The organism is Brevibacterium paucivorans (assembly GCF_016907735.1).
GTDB lineage: Bacteria > Actinomycetota > Actinomycetes > Actinomycetales > Brevibacteriaceae > Brevibacterium > Brevibacterium paucivorans.
The window spans coordinates 1,999,268-2,016,053 of the sequence record NZ_JAFBCP010000001.1; the positions used below are offsets into that span (position 1 = coordinate 1,999,268).

16 protein-coding genes are annotated in these 16,786 nt (G+C 58.0%); 12 read left to right on the forward strand and 4 right to left on the reverse strand.

What is annotated here, in order from left to right; translation table 11 throughout:
• Nucleotides 1-23 precede the first annotated feature (23 nt).
• Together JOE56_RS09275 and JOE56_RS09280 are read left to right on the forward strand one after the other, a co-directional pair.
• Entirely contained in the window at nt 24-1,397 is a 1,374-nt protein-coding gene (locus JOE56_RS09275; protein ID WP_204515753.1) for a M20 family metallopeptidase, read from the forward strand.
• 81 nt (nt 1,398-1,478) lie between these two features.
• Nucleotides 1,479-3,059 (forward strand): AbgT family transporter, encoded by a 1,581-nt coding sequence (locus JOE56_RS09280; RefSeq protein WP_102238807.1) that lies wholly within the window; start codon nt 1,479-1,481, stop codon nt 3,057-3,059.
• Nucleotides 3,060-3,177: 118 nt separating this feature from the next.
• On the opposite strand, the gene JOE56_RS09285 is transcribed toward JOE56_RS09280, so the two are convergent.
• The 3 genes from JOE56_RS09285 to ykgO all read right to left on the reverse strand — a co-directional run bounded on the left by JOE56_RS09285 (nt 3,178) and on the right by ykgO (nt 4,348).
• Complete coding sequence (locus JOE56_RS09285; protein ID WP_146004648.1) at nt 3,178-3,618, reverse strand: hypothetical protein; 441 nt, start codon at nt 3,616-3,618, stop codon at nt 3,178-3,180.
• Nucleotides 3,615-4,100, reverse strand: a complete 486-nt coding sequence (locus tag JOE56_RS09290) for a hypothetical protein (RefSeq protein WP_102238809.1) — start codon at nt 4,098-4,100, stop codon at nt 3,615-3,617. Before JOE56_RS09290 ends, JOE56_RS09285 begins: the two co-directional genes overlap by 4 nt.
• A 125-nt stretch (nt 4,101-4,225) precedes the next feature.
• Nucleotides 4,226-4,348 (reverse strand): type B 50S ribosomal protein L36, encoded by a 123-nt coding sequence (ykgO, locus tag JOE56_RS09295; protein ID WP_005883678.1) that lies wholly within the window; start codon nt 4,346-4,348, stop codon nt 4,226-4,228.
• Nucleotides 4,349-4,516: 168 nt separating this feature from the next.
• Between ykgO and JOE56_RS09300 the strand changes: the two genes are divergently transcribed.
• Entirely contained in the window at nt 4,517-5,551 is a 1,035-nt protein-coding gene (locus tag JOE56_RS09300) for a GTP-binding protein (protein WP_102238810.1), read from the forward strand.
• 20 nt (nt 5,552-5,571) lie between these two features.
• Here JOE56_RS09300 and JOE56_RS09305 read toward each other — a convergent pair whose 3' ends face one another.
• The gene (locus tag JOE56_RS09305) at nt 5,572-5,994 is read right to left on the reverse strand and encodes a DUF1844 domain-containing protein (protein WP_239271609.1); all 423 of its coding nucleotides are present in this window, start codon (nt 5,992-5,994) and stop codon (nt 5,572-5,574) included.
• A 226-nt stretch (nt 5,995-6,220) separates the two neighbouring features.
• Here JOE56_RS09305 and infC point away from each other — a divergent pair, with 226 nt between their 5' ends.
• The 9 genes from infC to JOE56_RS09350 all read left to right on the forward strand — a co-directional run bounded on the left by infC (nt 6,221) and on the right by JOE56_RS09350 (nt 16,774).
• Nucleotides 6,221-6,880, forward strand: coding sequence for a translation initiation factor IF-3 (gene infC, locus JOE56_RS09310; protein ID WP_239271608.1), 660 nt, complete (start codon nt 6,221-6,223; stop codon nt 6,878-6,880).
• A 71-nt stretch (nt 6,881-6,951) separates the two neighbouring features.
• Nucleotides 6,952-7,158, forward strand: a complete 207-nt coding sequence (gene rpmI, locus JOE56_RS09315) for a 50S ribosomal protein L35 (RefSeq protein ID WP_102238812.1) — start codon at nt 6,952-6,954, stop codon at nt 7,156-7,158.
• Nucleotides 7,159-7,228: 70 nt separating this feature from the next.
• Nucleotides 7,229-7,618 carry a 50S ribosomal protein L20 gene (rplT, locus tag JOE56_RS09320; protein ID WP_102238813.1) on the forward strand — a complete coding sequence of 130 codons (390 nt, stop codon included), beginning with the start codon at nt 7,229-7,231 and terminating at the stop codon, nt 7,616-7,618.
• 538 nt (nt 7,619-8,156) lie between these two features.
• Nucleotides 8,157-9,410 carry an MFS transporter gene (locus JOE56_RS09325; protein ID WP_146004649.1) on the forward strand — a complete coding sequence of 418 codons (1,254 nt, stop codon included), beginning with the start codon at nt 8,157-8,159 and terminating at the stop codon, nt 9,408-9,410.
• Between the two features lie 681 nt (nt 9,411-10,091).
• A protein-coding gene (locus tag JOE56_RS09330; RefSeq protein ID WP_204514702.1) for an IS3-like element IS3502 family transposase occupies nt 10,092-11,284 on the forward strand; the annotation gives its coding sequence in 2 pieces (ribosomal slippage) (nt 10,092-10,380 and nt 10,380-11,284; 1,194 coding nt in all).
• 89 nt (nt 11,285-11,373) lie between these two features.
• Nucleotides 11,374-12,297, forward strand: coding sequence for a TrmH family RNA methyltransferase (locus JOE56_RS09335; RefSeq protein WP_180965400.1), 924 nt, complete (start codon nt 11,374-11,376; stop codon nt 12,295-12,297).
• A gap of 66 nt (nt 12,298-12,363) precedes the next feature.
• On the forward strand, nt 12,364-13,410 hold the full coding sequence (gene pheS / locus JOE56_RS09340; RefSeq protein ID WP_102239613.1) for a phenylalanine--tRNA ligase subunit alpha: 1,047 nt from the start codon (nt 12,364-12,366) through the stop codon (nt 13,408-13,410).
• The gene (gene pheT / locus JOE56_RS09345; protein ID WP_102239612.1) at nt 13,410-15,968 is read left to right on the forward strand and encodes a phenylalanine--tRNA ligase subunit beta; all 2,559 of its coding nucleotides are present in this window, start codon (nt 13,410-13,412) and stop codon (nt 15,966-15,968) included. Before pheS ends, pheT begins: the two co-directional genes overlap by 1 nt.
• Nucleotides 15,965-16,774: an SDR family NAD(P)-dependent oxidoreductase gene (locus JOE56_RS09350; RefSeq protein ID WP_102239611.1), complete on the forward strand. Its 810-nt coding sequence runs from the start codon at nt 15,965-15,967 to the stop codon at nt 16,772-16,774. Before pheT ends, JOE56_RS09350 begins: the two co-directional genes overlap by 4 nt.
• Nucleotides 16,775-16,786: the final 12 nt, after the last annotated feature.

The following is a 16,786-nucleotide window of genomic DNA, read 5'->3' on the forward strand; positions in this document are numbered from 1 at the left end:
TCAATTGAGAGTACGATCACACCATGGAAATTCGACGAACGAACCTTTCGGAGCCGATTCCACCGTCGACGCACTACGCCGACGAGATCGCCCGCGCCACCGCGGAACGGGCCGCACGGCGGACCTATGAACCACCTCGGGATGGGGGAGCGCCGGACGCGTTTGCGCAGGTAGTCAAGCAGGAGCTGGAGGCGGTGACTGACGACCTTCACCAGCTGTCCGCGCGGATTCACCAGTTGGCTGAGACCGCGTTTGAGGAGCGGGAGAGCGCCCAAGCGATCGTTGAGCTGTTGCGGGCGCACGGTATTGACGCGCAGACGGGAGTGTATGGGGTGGAAACCTCCGTGCTCGCCCAGGTGGGTGGAGATGCCGGGGCCGAGGTCGGTGACGGCGAGTCCACCGGGCGCACTATCGGCATCCTGGCAGAGTACGACGCGTTGCCGGAGATCGGGCACGCGTGCGGGCACAACGTCATTTGTGCGACCGGGGTGGGGGCGTTCTTGGTGCTGGCTCGCGCGCATGCGAAGGCGCAGTTGCCGGGGAAGGTGGTCCTGCTGGGCACGCCCGCCGAGGAGGGGCACACCGGCAAGGAGTACATGGCGCGGGAAGGTGCGTTTGATTCGCTCGACGCGGCCATCATGTTGCACGGGTACGGATACGACTGTGCCGACCAAGTGTGGCTGGGCCGGCGCACGCTCACGGTGACGTACAAGGGGGTGTCGGCGCACGCCTCGGCGCAACCGTTCATGGGACGCAACGCGTTGGACGCGGCCAACCTGTTCTACCAGGGGCTGGGGTTGCTCAGGCAGCAGATGCCGCCGATTGACCGAATCCACGCGGTTATTCCGGAAGGTGGCACGCGCCCGTCGATCGTCACCGAGGAAGCGCAGGTGCAGGTGTACGTGCGGTCGAAGTTCCCGGAGACGCTGAAAGACTTGTCGGAGCGTGTGCATGATGTGGCGCAGGGCGCAGCGTTGATGACGGGTACGGCGGTCGAGTTGCAGTGGGACGTACACCCGCCGAGCCTTCCGATTCGCACGAACCAGCCGCTGACCGACAGGTGGGTGAAGCACCAGAACACGGTGGGGCGGCAGCCGTTGCCGGCGGGTGTGCTTGACGAGTCGATTGCGGCGTCGACCGACTTTGGGAACGTGTCGTATCGCGTGCCAGGGATCCACCCGTTACTTAAGATTTCAGACGAATCGGTGGCGTTGCACACGCGGGCGTTTGAAGCGGCATCTGGGTCCCAGAGCGCGTCGAAGGGCGTTGTTGACGGGGCGTACGGCCTGGCCATGACGGCGGCTGACTTCCTGTTTGACGACGAGCTCGCGGCGAGCGTGACTGCCGATTTTGAAGCCGCCGGAGGGCGGATGGATGTGCCGAATTTCTTTAACTGACGATTCTTTCACTTGGGGCCACTTGGCTTCGACCGGAAGCCGTCTGGCTTTTACCACAGACCTACAAACCTTGGAGACACAATGAGTAGTGCCACCAACTCGGCTAAAGACGCCAAGCCTTCGCTGTCCGTGCGAATGCTTGAGGGTGTCGAGAAAGTCGGAAACAAACTTCCTGAACCGTTCACCCTGTTCCTGGGGCTGTTCCTCATTACTGGAGTCGTGTCCACCGCTATGGCGATGGCCGGTGTGTCCGTTGAGGTGCCAGGAAAAGAAGGCCCTGAAACTATTGCGATTAAGGGCTTGTTCACGGGTGAGGGGCTGTCGTGGTTCACCACGATGCTGGGTGATAACTACATTGGCTTCCCGCCGCTGGTGACCGTTTTGCCGATTCTGTTGGCGGTTGGTGTGGCTGAAAAGACCGGAATGCTCGCGGCTATGGTGCGCGTGGCGTTCGGATCCTCGCCGCGCTGGTTGTTGCCGTACGCGGTGGGGATCGTGGGTGTGACCGGGTCGATCATGGCTGACTCGGCGTTCGTGGTGATTCCGCCACTGGCCGCTCTGGTGTTCAAGGCGGCGGGGCGTCACCCGGTGGCTGGTCTGCTGGGAGGGTTCGCCGCAGTGGGTGCCGGTTACTCTACTGCACTCGTACCCACGTCACTGGACGCTCTGTTCGCGGGAATTACCACCTCGGTCATGAACACCCTGCCGGGGCAGGAGTACGCGGCGGTTAACCCGGTGTCCAACTACTGGTTCAACATCGCGTCGTCGATTGCGCTGGCGATTGTGTGTGGGTTCATCATCTCCCGGGTGTTGGAGCCGCAGCTTGAACGCATTAACTCTCCGCGTGAGAAGGTGGAAGAAGCCGAGGCTGGCGAGGGCGAGGAGATTTCGCAGTACCTGAAGCCGGCTGAGAAGAAGGCGCTGATTGCGTCGCTGATTTTCGGTGCGATTCTGACGGTGATCTTGCTGTGGGCCGTGCTGATTCCGAACTCGCCGTGGCGAAATGAAGAAGGTGGCTTCCTGCCGCAGTCGCCGCTGCTGTCGTCGATCGCATTTATTGTGTTCATCTACTTCATGGGGATGGGTGTGGTCTACGGTGTGGTCGTGAAGACCGTCACCAAGATGGCCGATGTGGTCGACATGATGGGCAAGGCGCTCATCGACATGATTAGCTTCCTGGTGCTGGCGTTCATTCTGGGGCAGTTCATTGCGCTGTTTAACTGGACGGGGATTGGGTCGTGGATTGCGGTGACTGGCGCCGAGGGGCTCAAGGCCGCGAACCTGACCGGGTTCCCCGTGATCATTGGCTTCATCCTGCTGGCCAGTGTGCTGAACTTGTTCATTATTTCTGGGTCGTCCATGTGGACGATCATGGCTGGTGTGTTCGTGCCCATGTTCGCTCTGATTGGGCTGGAGCCGGCGTTTGTGCAGGCGGCGTTCCGTGTGGGTGACTCGGCGACGCAGGTGATTACGCCGCTGAACCCGTACATGATTGTGATCCTGGGGCTGTTGCGCAGGTATGAGCCCGAGGCGGGAATCGGTACCTTGGTTTCGCGCATGCTGCCGTTTGTGATTCCGTTCTGGCTTACGTGGGCGGCGTTGCTGGCGATTTGGTACTTCCTGGATCTGCCACTGGGACCAGGAAACGGCATCTTCCTGTAGGGCCAAGTTGTTGTAGGCGCGTGTTCCTGTAGGTGCACGGTTCGCTTAACCCGCAAGGGCGTCTCCCCACTGGGGGAGGCGCCCTTGGTGTTGGCTGGTTTTGTCTTCTAGCTATCGGCTAAATCGAAGCCGCCAGGTCTTTTAATTCTTGCTGCTGGGAGTCAAGGTCTTTAATCTCCCACTTCTTGCGCGCGTCTAGCGTCTCGACGACCTGTGCCATTTCACCACTGTCGTGAAGTTCGTTCATATCCAGTTGCCAGAAAGTCTTAGTGTCCTGCGTTGAAACAACGAGTATGAATAGCTTCATTGTCTTGGAGCTTCGGACTGGCAAGCAAACCGGAACGACTACATGTTGCTCACCGCTTTGGAAATGGCGGTTGGCCGCTTCGCGAATGTTCGACGCCAAGGTATCACCCAGAGCCGGAATAATGACTGGCATAGTTTTAACGCCCAGTCGCTCCATGAGGCGGGCACGCTCGCCGTTTTCGTCAAGGAACGAACGAAACAGTTGCGCAACCGCCATACGCGCGCTGTAGTGTCGTTTTTGCACTTCGCTCATTGTTTACCGGCCTCCCAACGCTCAAGGTAGACAAACGGATACAACATTTCATAATAGTGCTTTTGGAACGTTCCGTGAACGACGCGGCGGGATTCATCCTTGTGGATACCTCCGACTAGCTTCGTGTGAAGTTGCCAATCACACTCGTCACAGTCGATGAAATATTGATGGCTGTGAATAGTGCTGTGCCACGTGTCAGTGCGTCTCACCTGCTCAAAATTTGCCATGCCGCCCTTGAGCTGCCGACACCGGTTATACGCTTCGTGTTCGGGGGAGACATTGAGCATGAGAGCAAACTGCTCCACCGTATCGTCAGAGCCACGCCACTCCCGAACATGCAAAACAGTGCCGAATTCAGCCATATCGATACGGTCCTCAATGACTTCGGCCGTTTCATCGGGGTCAGGGTAGGGTACCGCGTCATCTGGCGATAGGCTCATGTCTGCCAGACGATAATTCTTCTTATTAATGTTAGGCGGCATGTTTGGATATTTTAGTGGGCCTAACGTTACGTACTAAAACCAGCACTCCTCCCAATCACACCTTCGTGATTGGCACGCGCTCCACTGAAGGGTTAATGAGAGTGCAGGGCTAAGGGCAAGAATGCTTACTTCTGTCGGGCTTTCATGCGGGGGTTCTGCTTGTTGATCACGTAGATGCGGCCTTTGCGCTTAACAACCTGAGCGCCTTTTTGGTTCTTGATGGATCGCAGTGATGCTCGGACCTTCATGGGGTAGCTCCTCTAGTGCTAGTAGTGCTCGTGGACAGTCATAGAAAATGTCGAAAGCACACTCTAGGGCGCTCGGCTCCGCTTGTATAATGCCTGGTCACGCATGATATGAACACATATTTATCGGGCTCTTAGTCCCAGCGACAAAGTCTCGCTAAGATCCTCGCCATGACTCTTCTCCCAGTCGTAGCCGTCGTGGGTCGATCGCCAGACGCCCGCTACCTCACCGCCACCGACATCGCCCACAACCTCGGATACCGTTATCGCCCAATCGGAACCACCGACCCCGTCACAGCCGGCTCACGACTCATCGACTCACTACACGCAACAGACTCACTTCCAGAACCAAGCCCACTCCCGGAACTGGGCACTCACCCCGGAATTGTCGCCGACTACCCGCACTCAGCGCAGGTCGAAGACATCATCGGCTCCCTTTCGCGACCAGACGTCGAACTACGCGCAGTCGTCGTAGCCGTTGAAGCCCGCGCACTACTCGACGACCTCGCCAGTGACATTGACGTGCACCACGTCCGCTTCGAACACGGCATACCACTCGACGACTGCACCCCCGCCTGCCAATGCGCCGCCGGATGCATCGAATACGCCACCCACATATGCTTAGTAGGGGCGAAGCCCTTCGAATGGGAAATGGCTCAAGCCCTGCTGAGCCATCTCAACCCAACTGCACGCATAATCTGGAGCGACACCGAGTCAATCAGCGCAACCATCCACAGTAACCTGCCCATCAGCCCCGAACTCACCATGCCCGGGTGGGTGCAACTACTCAACTCAAGCCACACGCCACCGCGTACGCACCCTCGCGTCACCTCGTTCCTCTACGAAAACCTCCGCCCCTTCCACCCAGCCCGGCTCCACAGCGCCTTCGACCGTGTCATCACCTCGGGCATATGCGGAACCGTCATCCGCGTAGCAGGATTCGTCAGACTCGCAAGCCGCCCCGGCATCACGGGACTATGGAGTAACACCGGCCCCGCAGTATCCCTAGAACCAGCGGCACGCGACACCCCAGATCAACAACTGGCTTTTGGTCAAGAACTTGGCATCACAGGTGTTGACCTTCACGCCGCAGAACTCCGTGCAGTGCTCGACACCGCCACCCTCACCGACTCCGAACTCCTCGACGGAGTCCAAGCATGGGAAAACTACACAGACCCGTTCCCTGAATGGGTACTAGGCCACTAACCAACACGGCCAGCGCCGCACTAGCTCACAGGTCCAGTAAACTTCTCGCCCGGTCCCTTACCTGGCGCATCCGGAATCGACGACGCCTCGCGGAACGCCAACTGCAACGACCGCAACCCATCACGCAACGGGCGCGCATGGTGATCGCCAACCTCGGTCGAAGCCGCCGTAACCAGCCCAGCCAACGCAGTAATCAACTTGCGCGCTTCATCAAGATCCTGCAGATCCCGCCCACTCGACTCCGGTGTGTCCTCTGCAAGACCGCACTTCACAGCAGCTGCACTCATCAAGTGCACCGCGGCAGAAGAAATAATCTCAACCGCCGGCACATCAGCAATGTCGCGTAACGCCTGCTGTTCGGCGTCGTTGCTGTCAATGCTGTTGCTGGCGCCGTTATCATCGCCGGCATTAAAGTCACTATTGTCAAAACTGTGGGTCGTCATGACCACAATAGTGACATACAAGCCCACATTTCTCTTTCTCGCTTCAGTTCGTGTATGCTGGAGCCTGTGCAAAGCGGAGTTTCACTCCCACCTTGGTTATTTTCAGTAGCCGGGTTACCACCATTTGAATAGAAGATATGTATATCTGTGTTTCAGATGGATGCGTTCGTGCGAACGTTCATGTGGGCTCCCTTTGTGCAAAGGGGGCCTTTTTTGTGCCCCACTCGTGAACAATCATCTTGAGAAGGAGCAACACATCAGCGAGCCGCGTATTAACGATCGCATTCGAGTTCCAGAGGTTCGACTCGTCGGACCAAACGGAGAACAGGTTGGAATTGTCGCCATCAGGAAGGCACTCGACCTTGCTCGCTCGGCCGATCTGGACCTTGTAGAGGTTGCGCCTCAGGCCAAGCCACCTGTTGTCAAACTCATGGACTACGGCAAGTTCAAGTATGAATCTGCCCAGAAGGCTCGTGAAGCTCGGAAGAATCAAGCCAACATGGCTTTGAAGGAAATCCGGTTCCGCCTCAAGATCGATGACCACGACTACGAAACTAAAAAGGGCCATGTCAGTCGCTTCCTTTCCGGTGGCGACAAGGTCAAGGTCATGATCATGTTCCGTGGACGTGAGCAGTCTCGCCCAGAAATGGGTATGAAACTGCTCAACAAGTTGGCAGACGACGTCGCAGAATTGGGAACTGTCGAATCTGCACCGCGTGTCGACGGACGCAACATGGTCATGGTCATCGCGCCGGTCAAATCGAAGGCCGATGCTAAGGCTGAAAGCCGTCGCGCAACCAAAGGCGCGAAGGGCACGAAGGCTGAAGTAAAGTCGCGGCGCGAACGCGCAGCTCAGGCTAAAGCCGAAGCACGCGAAGAAGCTTAAAGCTCTCACACAGCTGAATAGAAAACGGCGCTCACGAGCGTCGTCGATGTAAAACGTAAGGAGACGGCACAATGCCGAAGCAGAAGACCCACAGCGGTACGAAGAAGCGCGTGCGCGTTACGGGTAGCGGAAAAATCATGCGCGAAGGCGTAGGTAACCGCCACCTCGCTGAACACAAGAGCTCGAAGCGTAAGCGTCAGATCTCCCAGGACCAGGTACTGGCACCGGGTGACGCAGCCAAGGCCAAGAAGCTTCTGGGTAAGTTCAAGGGCCGCTGACACGTACGTGGACCAAGCCGCTCGCTTGGCTCACTACCGCTGAACACATTTAGATTTTTAAGGAGAACACGTGGCACGTGTGAAAAGGGCGATTAACGCCAAGAAGAAGCGTCGGGTAATCCTCGAACGCGCAAAGGGATACCGCGGTCAGCGCTCACGCCTGTACCGCAAGGCAAAAGAGCAGGTCATCCACTCACTGGTATACAGCTACCGTGACCGCCGCCAGCGCAAGGGTGACTTCCGTCGCCTGTGGATCCAGCGCATTAACGCCGGTGCCCGCGCAAACGGCATGACTTACAACCGTTTCATCCAGGGCCTCAAGGCCGCACAGGTTGAGGTTGACCGCCGCATGCTGGCTGAACTGGCAGTGAACGACCCAGCAGTCTTCACCTCGCTGGTCGAGGTTGCAAAGTCGGCACTCCCAGCTGACGTCAACGCACCTAAGAACAACGCTGCATAAGTAGACGTTGGCCAGGTTGCTGGCTGGGTGCTGATACGCACTAGGTCTGTAAAAATCGGGGTGGACTTCAGTCCGCCCCGATTTTTTATGCGGATCTGTGAGAGAGGATCTGTCGCGCGCAGGGACGTTGTTGTGTTGCTGAGATTGCAACACTTTTGAGAACCACTGATTTTGAAGGTTTCATGGCGGTGCGCAAGAAAAGTGCGCAACGTCACAGTAGGATTGTCCAGTAGTTGATAATTCGGGAACGTGTAGCTCAGGCGCCTCGTAGAATACTCATTCTCGTACGTGACTCATTCAACGGATGTGTGTATAGGACGTTAAGCGTGATTGGACTGCGAAAAGCTGAGTGTCACTTTGAGGTGCTTGATGATGGGCGCGAGTCTCGGCTCACCGCTGAGTTGTATAGACCGGCCTCTTTCTGCCTCCTCAGTTCCTTTGTCGAATGCCGGGTCGGTCATGGCTGGAGTTTCCGAAAGTGGACAGTGTCTACAGATGAAAAGCTCGAGCGGCTTCCTCGCGGAATGTCGGATGTGTAATGAGTGCATCGCATAGACATCAGAATCATCAAAACGCTTTGGCGTTAAAAGCATTTTACTGCACTTCAAGTTGTGCCGAAGCAATGCAAGGTCTTGCTCTTATATTTTCTGTTTTTTCTGCAACAAGAAGTTCTATCTTAGTAGGAATTGTCGGTGCAACTGCATATCTACCTGGAGTTATTGCAAGCATTGTGTTCCGGTCTGTTGTTGACCGGAAAGGTACTGAGCGTCACCTATCAATCTCCAATTTCATATTAGTTGTTGGGTCTCTTGCCCTTCTTCTTAGTCAAGCAATGAGCGCATCGCTGATTACTTTTGTGGCAACAGTGTTATTGGTGCAATCAAGCTTAAGCATTGTAAAAGCGTTCAATAAAGCGTTTGTGGGTCGCGTAATAAGGTTAAAGTTTCCCGGCGTAGAAGGTGCGCTCGTGTTACAGAAATCGACCGCTTTGGGTATTGTCGGTGGGCTGGTCGGCGCTGGATGTGCAGGGCTGCTTATAGACGTTGTAGGAGTGGTGTGGTGTTTTGCTTTGACATGTGCTCTCTATTGCCTTTCGTTGTGCTTCGCTAATGTTGCGCTTTCGCATAAGGGTTCACGCCATCGATTTGGAGTTCATGATCGTATTAAGCGCGGAGTGGATCGCAGCGCTACAGAACGAAAAATAGAAACATCGGCTGGAAACTTGTCGCGAATAATGGTGATCGTTTTGATGTTTACCGTTCCAAGTAGCGCGTTCCTTCCGTACATTGACACGATGATTGCCCCACTAGCGGACTTGCTAGTCGATGGTTCGACGGCATCCTATCTTTCTCTTCTTTCGGTTTCCGTGTCCGTTGGAGGTGTCGTTGCGGGGGCATGCCTCAGTTTTGCTGCGGTTCCGTTAGTATCAATCTTGAAATGGTCATTACCGCTCGCGAGTGCGAGTTGTTTCGCGTTTGTGTTTGTTCGCTCGCCTTTTATCGCACCAATACTTTTGTTTCTATGCGCATTCTTCGGAACTGTAAATGTGCTTGCAATGCAGGTTTTAACAAACCAAGCACCGACGCCAAGTCGGGTGGGTAGTTTCACGCTGTTACGTAATGCATTTGCAGGGTTGGCTAAGGCTGGGGCATCGCTTCTGGCTGGAGTTCTCATCTCGGTAAGTGGTGTAACGCTTGCTTGGAGCGCCGCGACTTGCTGTCTTCTGCTCGTAGGTGGCTGCTGGTTCTTTGGAGTAAGAGACGATGAGGTTCGAGACGTGTTAGGTCAGTGATTGAACAAGTTCTGAACGTTTCGCAAGAAGAGATGCATGATTGGTTCTCGACAAAGAGAGAACAAGAGTTGCCGAGTGTGCTTCGTATAGATTTCTCCTCGTTGCAGTCGATGGTTCGCATGGCGGACACACACCGCGCGTTCTTACACATCAGTCCTGGAGTAATTGGTAGGCGTGATCGGTCAACTGTGAGTGCAAAAAGGCTGGTGTAGACCGACGAGACTGCTCATCATGTCCGCGTCCTGATAATGCAAAACAGATTCGTTGACCTTGGATCGGGTCAAGCGTTCCTTGGCAATCAGGTACTGTCCGTCTCGGCCGGGACAGAAAGCTTGCGACGCGCGGGCGCGCTTACATTATCCGTATAGCTGAGAGCCTCACTTTTGCTTCTGCAGGGGATCTTGAAGGGTGCAAAATCGAAAAATTGAAGCCCATAACTTTCGTCGAACTGGCAAGACTTGGCGACCACTTATGCTGTGGCTCAGGCCTACCATGAACGGTTACTAGGGTTAACCGTGTCATAGTCTGGTACGTGCGTTCCGTTGTCGGTTTTGGCTAAATGCATGGAGAAGCAAACGTTCAGTGAATGTTTGGCGCGATTTCTAGGCTGGGACCTGACCCCTGTTTGGTAGACACCTCTGATTCCGGCTGTGTTGAGTCGGGGAAAGGTAATCTACCTCCATGCCTAGGAAGGTTTATTCGGATCAGTTCAAGCTCGACGCGGTCGCGATGTACGAGAACGATCCACAGGTGTCGTTGAACGCTGCGGCCGCTGATTTAGGGATCAACCGCTCCACGCTTCGCGTATGGGTTGATAAGTACGGAACTGGCACGAAACCCCAGCTTTCAGCGGGCTTACGTGCTGATCGTGCGAGGCAACTGACCGATGCTGAGAAGCTACGTCAGCTGCAACAGGAAAACGCCCGCCTGAAAGAAGAACGCGATATTTTGTGTAAGGCAGCCAAATATTTCATGGAAGAGACGAACTGGTGATCCGCTTCCGGTTCGTTGATGACCACCGCACCGATTACTCGGTCAAGCGGATGTGCACCGTACTCGGGTTAAACCGCAGCTCCTACTACAAATGGAAAGCTAGCAGCGCCCAGCGGCACCGCAGACTGGTTGATGATGCCATACTCGGAGCCAAGGTCCAGGCCATCTTCGACGACAAGAGGCAGCTCTACGGCGCAAAACGCATTGCCGCCGAGCTGACTTTCAACGATGCGTACAGTAGCACCGGACCGGTCAACCATAAGCGCATCGCCCGGATTATGAGGAAGCTTCAGCTGCGCGGCTACACGAAAAAACGTAAGGTCACGACAACGCAGCGTGAGCGTCATCGCTTTATATTCGCTGACCTGGTCAAGCGTAACTTCACTGCGCCAGCTGCCAATAGGATCCTCGTCGGCGATATTACCTATCTGCCGATCGCAGACGGGTCGAATATGTATCTGGCTTCTGTGATTGACTGCTACTCGCGGATGCTCGTCGGCTTCGCGATCGCAGACCACATGCGCACCGACCTCGTCGAAGAAGCGCTCGAGCATGCTCGCCGTACCCGTGGCAGTCTCTCCGGGGCGATCTTCCACTCAGATCATGGCAGCGTGTATACCTCATCGCAGTTTCAGGCTGTCTGCCGAAGACTCAACGTCACCCAGTCGATGGGAGCAGTTGGCAGCAGCGCTGATAATTCACTCGCGGAGTCGTTTAACGCGGCGTTGAAACGAGAAGTGCTCAAAGACCAGAAAGTCTTTTCCAATCAGCTAGTCTGCCGGCGCGACGTCTTCGCATGGTGTGCGCGCTACAACACCACCCGAAGGCATTCCTGGTGCAAGTACCTCACACCCATTGAGTACGAAACTCACGCTTCCTAACAATGCGCTAGAGTAAAGCCAATAATTTCACCCCCACGGTGTCTACTTTCCGGGGGCCGGGCCCCTGCGACCTTGCTAGGGTTGCTAACATGTCAGACCCTGCCCACCCCCGCAACTCCGCCACCAATCTCACCGGCCCTCCGCTCACACCGCAATCCAAACGGCTACGCGAAGCGGTGAAACTGACGAAACGAAACTGGCGCACCAAAATGGGTCGCTTCATCGTTGAAGGCCCCCAAGCTGTCCGCGAAGCTCTCATCCACCAAGCCACCAAAAAACCCCACCGCGCAACCGTTGGCGTAGAAGACGGCCAAACCCGCCACCGCCCAACCGGCGCCATCCTTGACGTGTGGGCCACCTCGGAAGCGGCGGAACGCCACCCTGACATCCTCGAACACGCCAAGGCCGCCAACATCCCCATCCGGGAAGCCACCTCGGCGGCCCTTGCCGAACTCACCGACACCGTCACCTCCCAAGACATCGTCGCCATCGTCGAGCACATCGACACCGAACTCCCGCAAGCCATCACCAAGGACTCCAAACTCGTCGTGGTCCTGTCCCAAGTGCGCGACCCCGGCAACGCCGGCACCGTCCTCCGCGTAGCTGACGCCGCCGGTGCCGACTCCGTCATCTTTACCAACTCGTCCGTGGACGTGTACAACCCCAAGACCGTGCGCGCCACCGCCGGCTCCCTGTTTCACCTTCCCGTGGTGACCGGTGTGGGGCTTCCCGAGGTGGTCGAACTCGCCCGCGCCCGCGGGCTTCAGGTGTTGGCAGCAGACGCCCACCCACCGGCACACGACCTCCACGTCCCCTGGGACGCCGGCCTTGACTTGTCACAACCAACCACCTGGGTATTCGGCAACGAAGCCTGGGGTCTGCCAGAAAAAGACCGCAAACAAGCAGACTCGGCCGTGGCAATCCCGCTCTACGGCCAGGCCGAAAGCCTCAACCTTGCCACGGCGGCTGCCGTGTGCCTGTACGAATCGGCCCGCAACCACAACTACACCTAAAGCTGGGCGTTAAGATGGCGTTAGCCCGGCCCCGTGCACAAGCACCAGACAACAGAAAGAAGGCCCATGTCAGAGCATGCCTGTGACCCATTGGACGAAGCGTCCGTAACCGCTGCGGTTGAGACGGCGCTTCACGCATTTGAAGCGGCTCACACGCTTGACGAACTCAAAGACGCAAAAATTGCGCACATGGGCGACAAGTCCCCGCTGGCCCTTGCTAACCGGGAAATCGGCAAACTCGACAAGTCCCAAAAAGCGCAGGCAGGGAAGCTGGTGGGCCAGTCCCGAGGTCGTGTGAACAAGGCGTTCGCCGCCCGCCTGGCCACCCTCGAGGCGGAGCGCGACGCCCAGGTGCTCGTCGAAGAAGCTATCGACGTCACCCTCCCCAGTAACCGCGCCCAGACCGGTGCCCGTCACCCGCTGACACTTTTGCAAGAACAGATCGCAGACCACTTCGTTGGCCACGGCTGGGAAGTCGCCCAGGGCCCGGAAATTGAACACGAATGGTTCAACTTCGACTCCCTGAACTTCGGCCCAGACCACCCGGCCCGCCAAATGCAAGACACGTTCTTCGCCGACCCCAAAGAATCCGGCCTGGTTCTGCGCACGCACACCTCACCCGTGCAGTCGCGCTCCCTGCTGGAACGCGGCGTGCCACTCTACGTTGTGTGCCCCGGCAAGACCTTCCGCACCGACGAACTCGACGCCACGCACACCCCGGTCTTCCACCAGGTCGAAGGCATCGCAATCGACAAGGGCCTCACCATGGCTAACCTCAAGGGCACGCTCGACGAATTCGCCCGCGCCATGTTCGGCCCCGAATCACACACCCGTCTGCGCCCCTCGTACTTCCCGTTCACGGAGCCCAGCGCCGAAATGGACTTCTGGTTCCCCAACAAGGTGGGCGGTCCCGGCTGGATCGAATGGGGTGGCTGCGGAATGGTCCACCCCAACGTTCTGCGCGCCGCCGGAATCGACCCTGACGTCTACCAGGGCTTCGCATTCGGAATGGGTATTGAACGCACCCTCATGCTCAAAGAGGGAATCAACGACATGCACGACATGGTGGAAGGCGACCTCCGCTTTTCTCACACGTTTGGAGTAATGGACTAATGCGCGTATCACTGGAATGGCTATCTGACTACGTTGACCTTTCCGCGTCACCGGACGCTCATGAGCTGGCCGCGCAGTTCGCGTCAATCGGTCTGGAAGAAGAAGACTTTTTTGGTCCCGAGGTGACCGGCCCGCTGGTCGTTGCCCGCGTCCTTTCGTTGGAAAAGGAAAAGCACTCCAACGGTAAAACCATCAACTGGTGCAGCGTTGACGTAGGCGAGGACGAACCCCGCGGAATCGTGTGCGGTGCCCACAACTTTGTCGAAGGTGACCTGGTGGTCGCGTGCCTGCCCGGCGCAGTGCTCCCAGGCAACTTCGAAATCGCTGCTCGCAAAACCTATGGCCACGTTTCCGACGGCATGATCTGCTCGCTTAAAGAACTGGGTCTGGGCGAAGACCAGGGCGGCATCATCGTGCTCAAAGACCTGGGTCTCACCGGTGAACCCGGTGACGACGCCATCAAACTCCTAGGCCTTGACCACACCACACTCGACGTCAATGTCACCCCTGACCGTGGCTACCAACTGTCCATGCGGGGCATCGCACGCGAATACGCGCTACTGAAGAACCAAACCTTCAACGACCCCGCCAACATCGACGTCCCCGAACCGTCACTGGACGGCTACCGCGTGGACCTCGAGGACACTGCACCCATCCACGGCCAGCACGGTTGTTCGCGCTTCACGGCCATGCGCGTGGACGGAATCGATGCACAGGGTTCAAGCCCGTACTGGATGCAAAAGCGCCTCCTGGAAGCCGGCATGCGACCACTGTCCCTGGTCGTCGACATCACCAACTACGTCATGCTGGAACTGGGCCAGCCCCTCCACGCCTACGACGCAGACAAACTTGGCTCCAAAATCACGGTGCGCCGCGCCCGCGCCGGGGAAAAACTCACCACCCTGGACGACGTTGAGCGCAAACTCCACCCCGAAGACCTGCTCATCACCGACAACTACGCCGGAACCCCCGCCGGGGACCCTGAACAGGACTTCAACGAAGCCAACTATGGTCAACGCGTCATCGGGCTGGCCGGCGTCATGGGCGGGCAGGACACCGAGGTCAGCGAAACAACCACCTCGGTCATCATTGAAGCCGCCCACTTCGACAAGGTGACTATCGCCCGTAGCGCACGCCGCCACAAACTCCCCAGCGAAGCCGCTCGTCGCTTTGAACGCGGAGTCGACCCACACCTGGGACCAGCTGCCGCCATGCGTTGCGCACAGCTACTGCAGGAACTTGCCGGGGGCACCATCGCGCCCGAGGTGACTGTCGTCGGGTCTGTCCCGGAACCTAACGTGATCCCACTCCTCGCCGACGCTGCCGCCAAGCGCGTAGGTGTGGACTACACGAGTGAGCAGGTAGAGAACGCTCTCACTGCGGTGGGATGCAAGGTCGACCACGCGGTTGACGGGCAATCGACCCTGGCTGTCACAGCGCCCAGCTGGCGCCCGGACCTCACGGGGCCCGAGGACCTCATCGAAGAAATCGCGCGCGTCAACGGCTACGACCAGATCCCTTCGGTCGCACCTCAAGCGCCAGGCGGATCGGGCCTGACCCACCGCCAAAAGGCTCTGCGCACGGTGTCGAATCTGCTGGCCCACGTGGGACTGACCGAAGTTCTCACCTACCCGTTCACCGCAGACACCCGTAGCGACGCACTGCTCCTCGAAGCAGACGACCCACGTCGCACAATGGTGCGCCTGGCCAACCCCATGGCCGATGACCAGCCACTTCTGCGCTCCCACCTGCTCGCAACCCTGCCGGACGCGGTCAACAAGAACCTGGGACGCGGCTTCAAAGACGTATTCGTGTTTGAAACCGGCCTGGTCACGCAACCAGAGGCACAGGCCACTGCGACCGGCACATTCGCCCCCGGTTACCACCCAACTGAAGAGGAACTCGAAACTCTGCGTTCGGCCGTTCCGCCGCAGCCACTTCACGCAGCTGCCGTCATGACCGGCAAAATTGAGCGCCTGGGCGTGTGGGGTAAGGGCCGTAACGTCGAAGCCACCGACGCAATCGACCTCGTCCACCGCATCGCCGGAGCCCTGGGCCTGACCCTGGACGTGCGCGCGGCTCAGACAGCGCCATTCCACCCAGGCCGTTGCGCAGAGTTCACACTGGGCGACACCGTGGTGGGTCACGCGGGTGAACTCCACCCCAAGGCGATTGAAAACCTGGGGCTTCCCGCCCGCACGTGCGCCTTCGAAGTGGACCTCGACGCGCTGTTCACTCACTCGCTTGAACGTGCGTGGGACGGTGCCCTGTCCACCTACCCAGTTTCACGCCAAGACGTTGCACTCATCGTGGACGAATCAGTCCCCGCGGCAGACCTTGCGCGTGCTCTGCGCGAAGGTGCCGGGCCGGAACTCGAAGACCTGGACATCTTCGACCTTTACACGGGCGACCAAGTGGGCGAAGGTAAGAAGTCAGTCGCATTCCGCATGACCTTCCGCGCCGCCGACCGTACCCTCACCGCAGACGAAGCTTCGGCTCTGCGTGTGAAAGCCACCGACAACGCCCACGCCAAGTTCGGCGTTGAGGTGCGCTCATGACGATCGCGCTCATCACGGGAGGAACCCGCGGAATCGGAAGCCACCTGGTCCGCGGGTTTCTCACCGCCGGCTACCGCGTCATCTTCACGGCAACTGACGCCTCGAAAGCCAGCGCCCACGCTGCTGAACTGGCCCAAGAACTGGGCATAGAGCACGGCGACCGCGTCCACGGGGAAGGCGTCGACGTCACCGACCCCAACGCAATTGAAGCCCTTCTCACGAGGGTCCGTGAGATTGAAACGGAAACCGGGGACGACCTCGGCGTTCTCATCAACAACGCAGGCGTTATCGAAGCACCCGAAGGTCCCGTGTGGGACGTTCCACCGGAACAGCTGGAGCGCACCATCACTACCAATGTGCTGGGCCCGTTCTACATGATTCGCACGTTTGCGCCACACCTGCTGAGCAAAGCGGAAGCGCACAAACCCGCCCGCATCATTGACATCAACTCCGGTTCAGGCTCGCACGGAACACCGCAGTATGCGGCATATTCGGCGTCTAAAGTCGCGCTGTTTAGGCTGGCGGACTCCGTTCACCACTACGGATATGACAAGGGTCTGCGGATCTTCGAACTTGCCCCAGGTGTCATCCGCTCCGATATGACCACCTCCATGCCCGTTCACGACTGGCGTGGTGATGACGACTGGACCAAACCACAAGACGTGATCGATCTGGCACTGGGCTTCGCGTCCGGGGAACTCGACGCGTTCTCCGGCCGGTTCGCTCGCGCCGGTCACGACACCGTGGAATCGCTCAAAGCCATGAACCTAACCGAGGACCACCGGCGCCTACGTCTGACCTTGTAAAGCGGGGCTCAA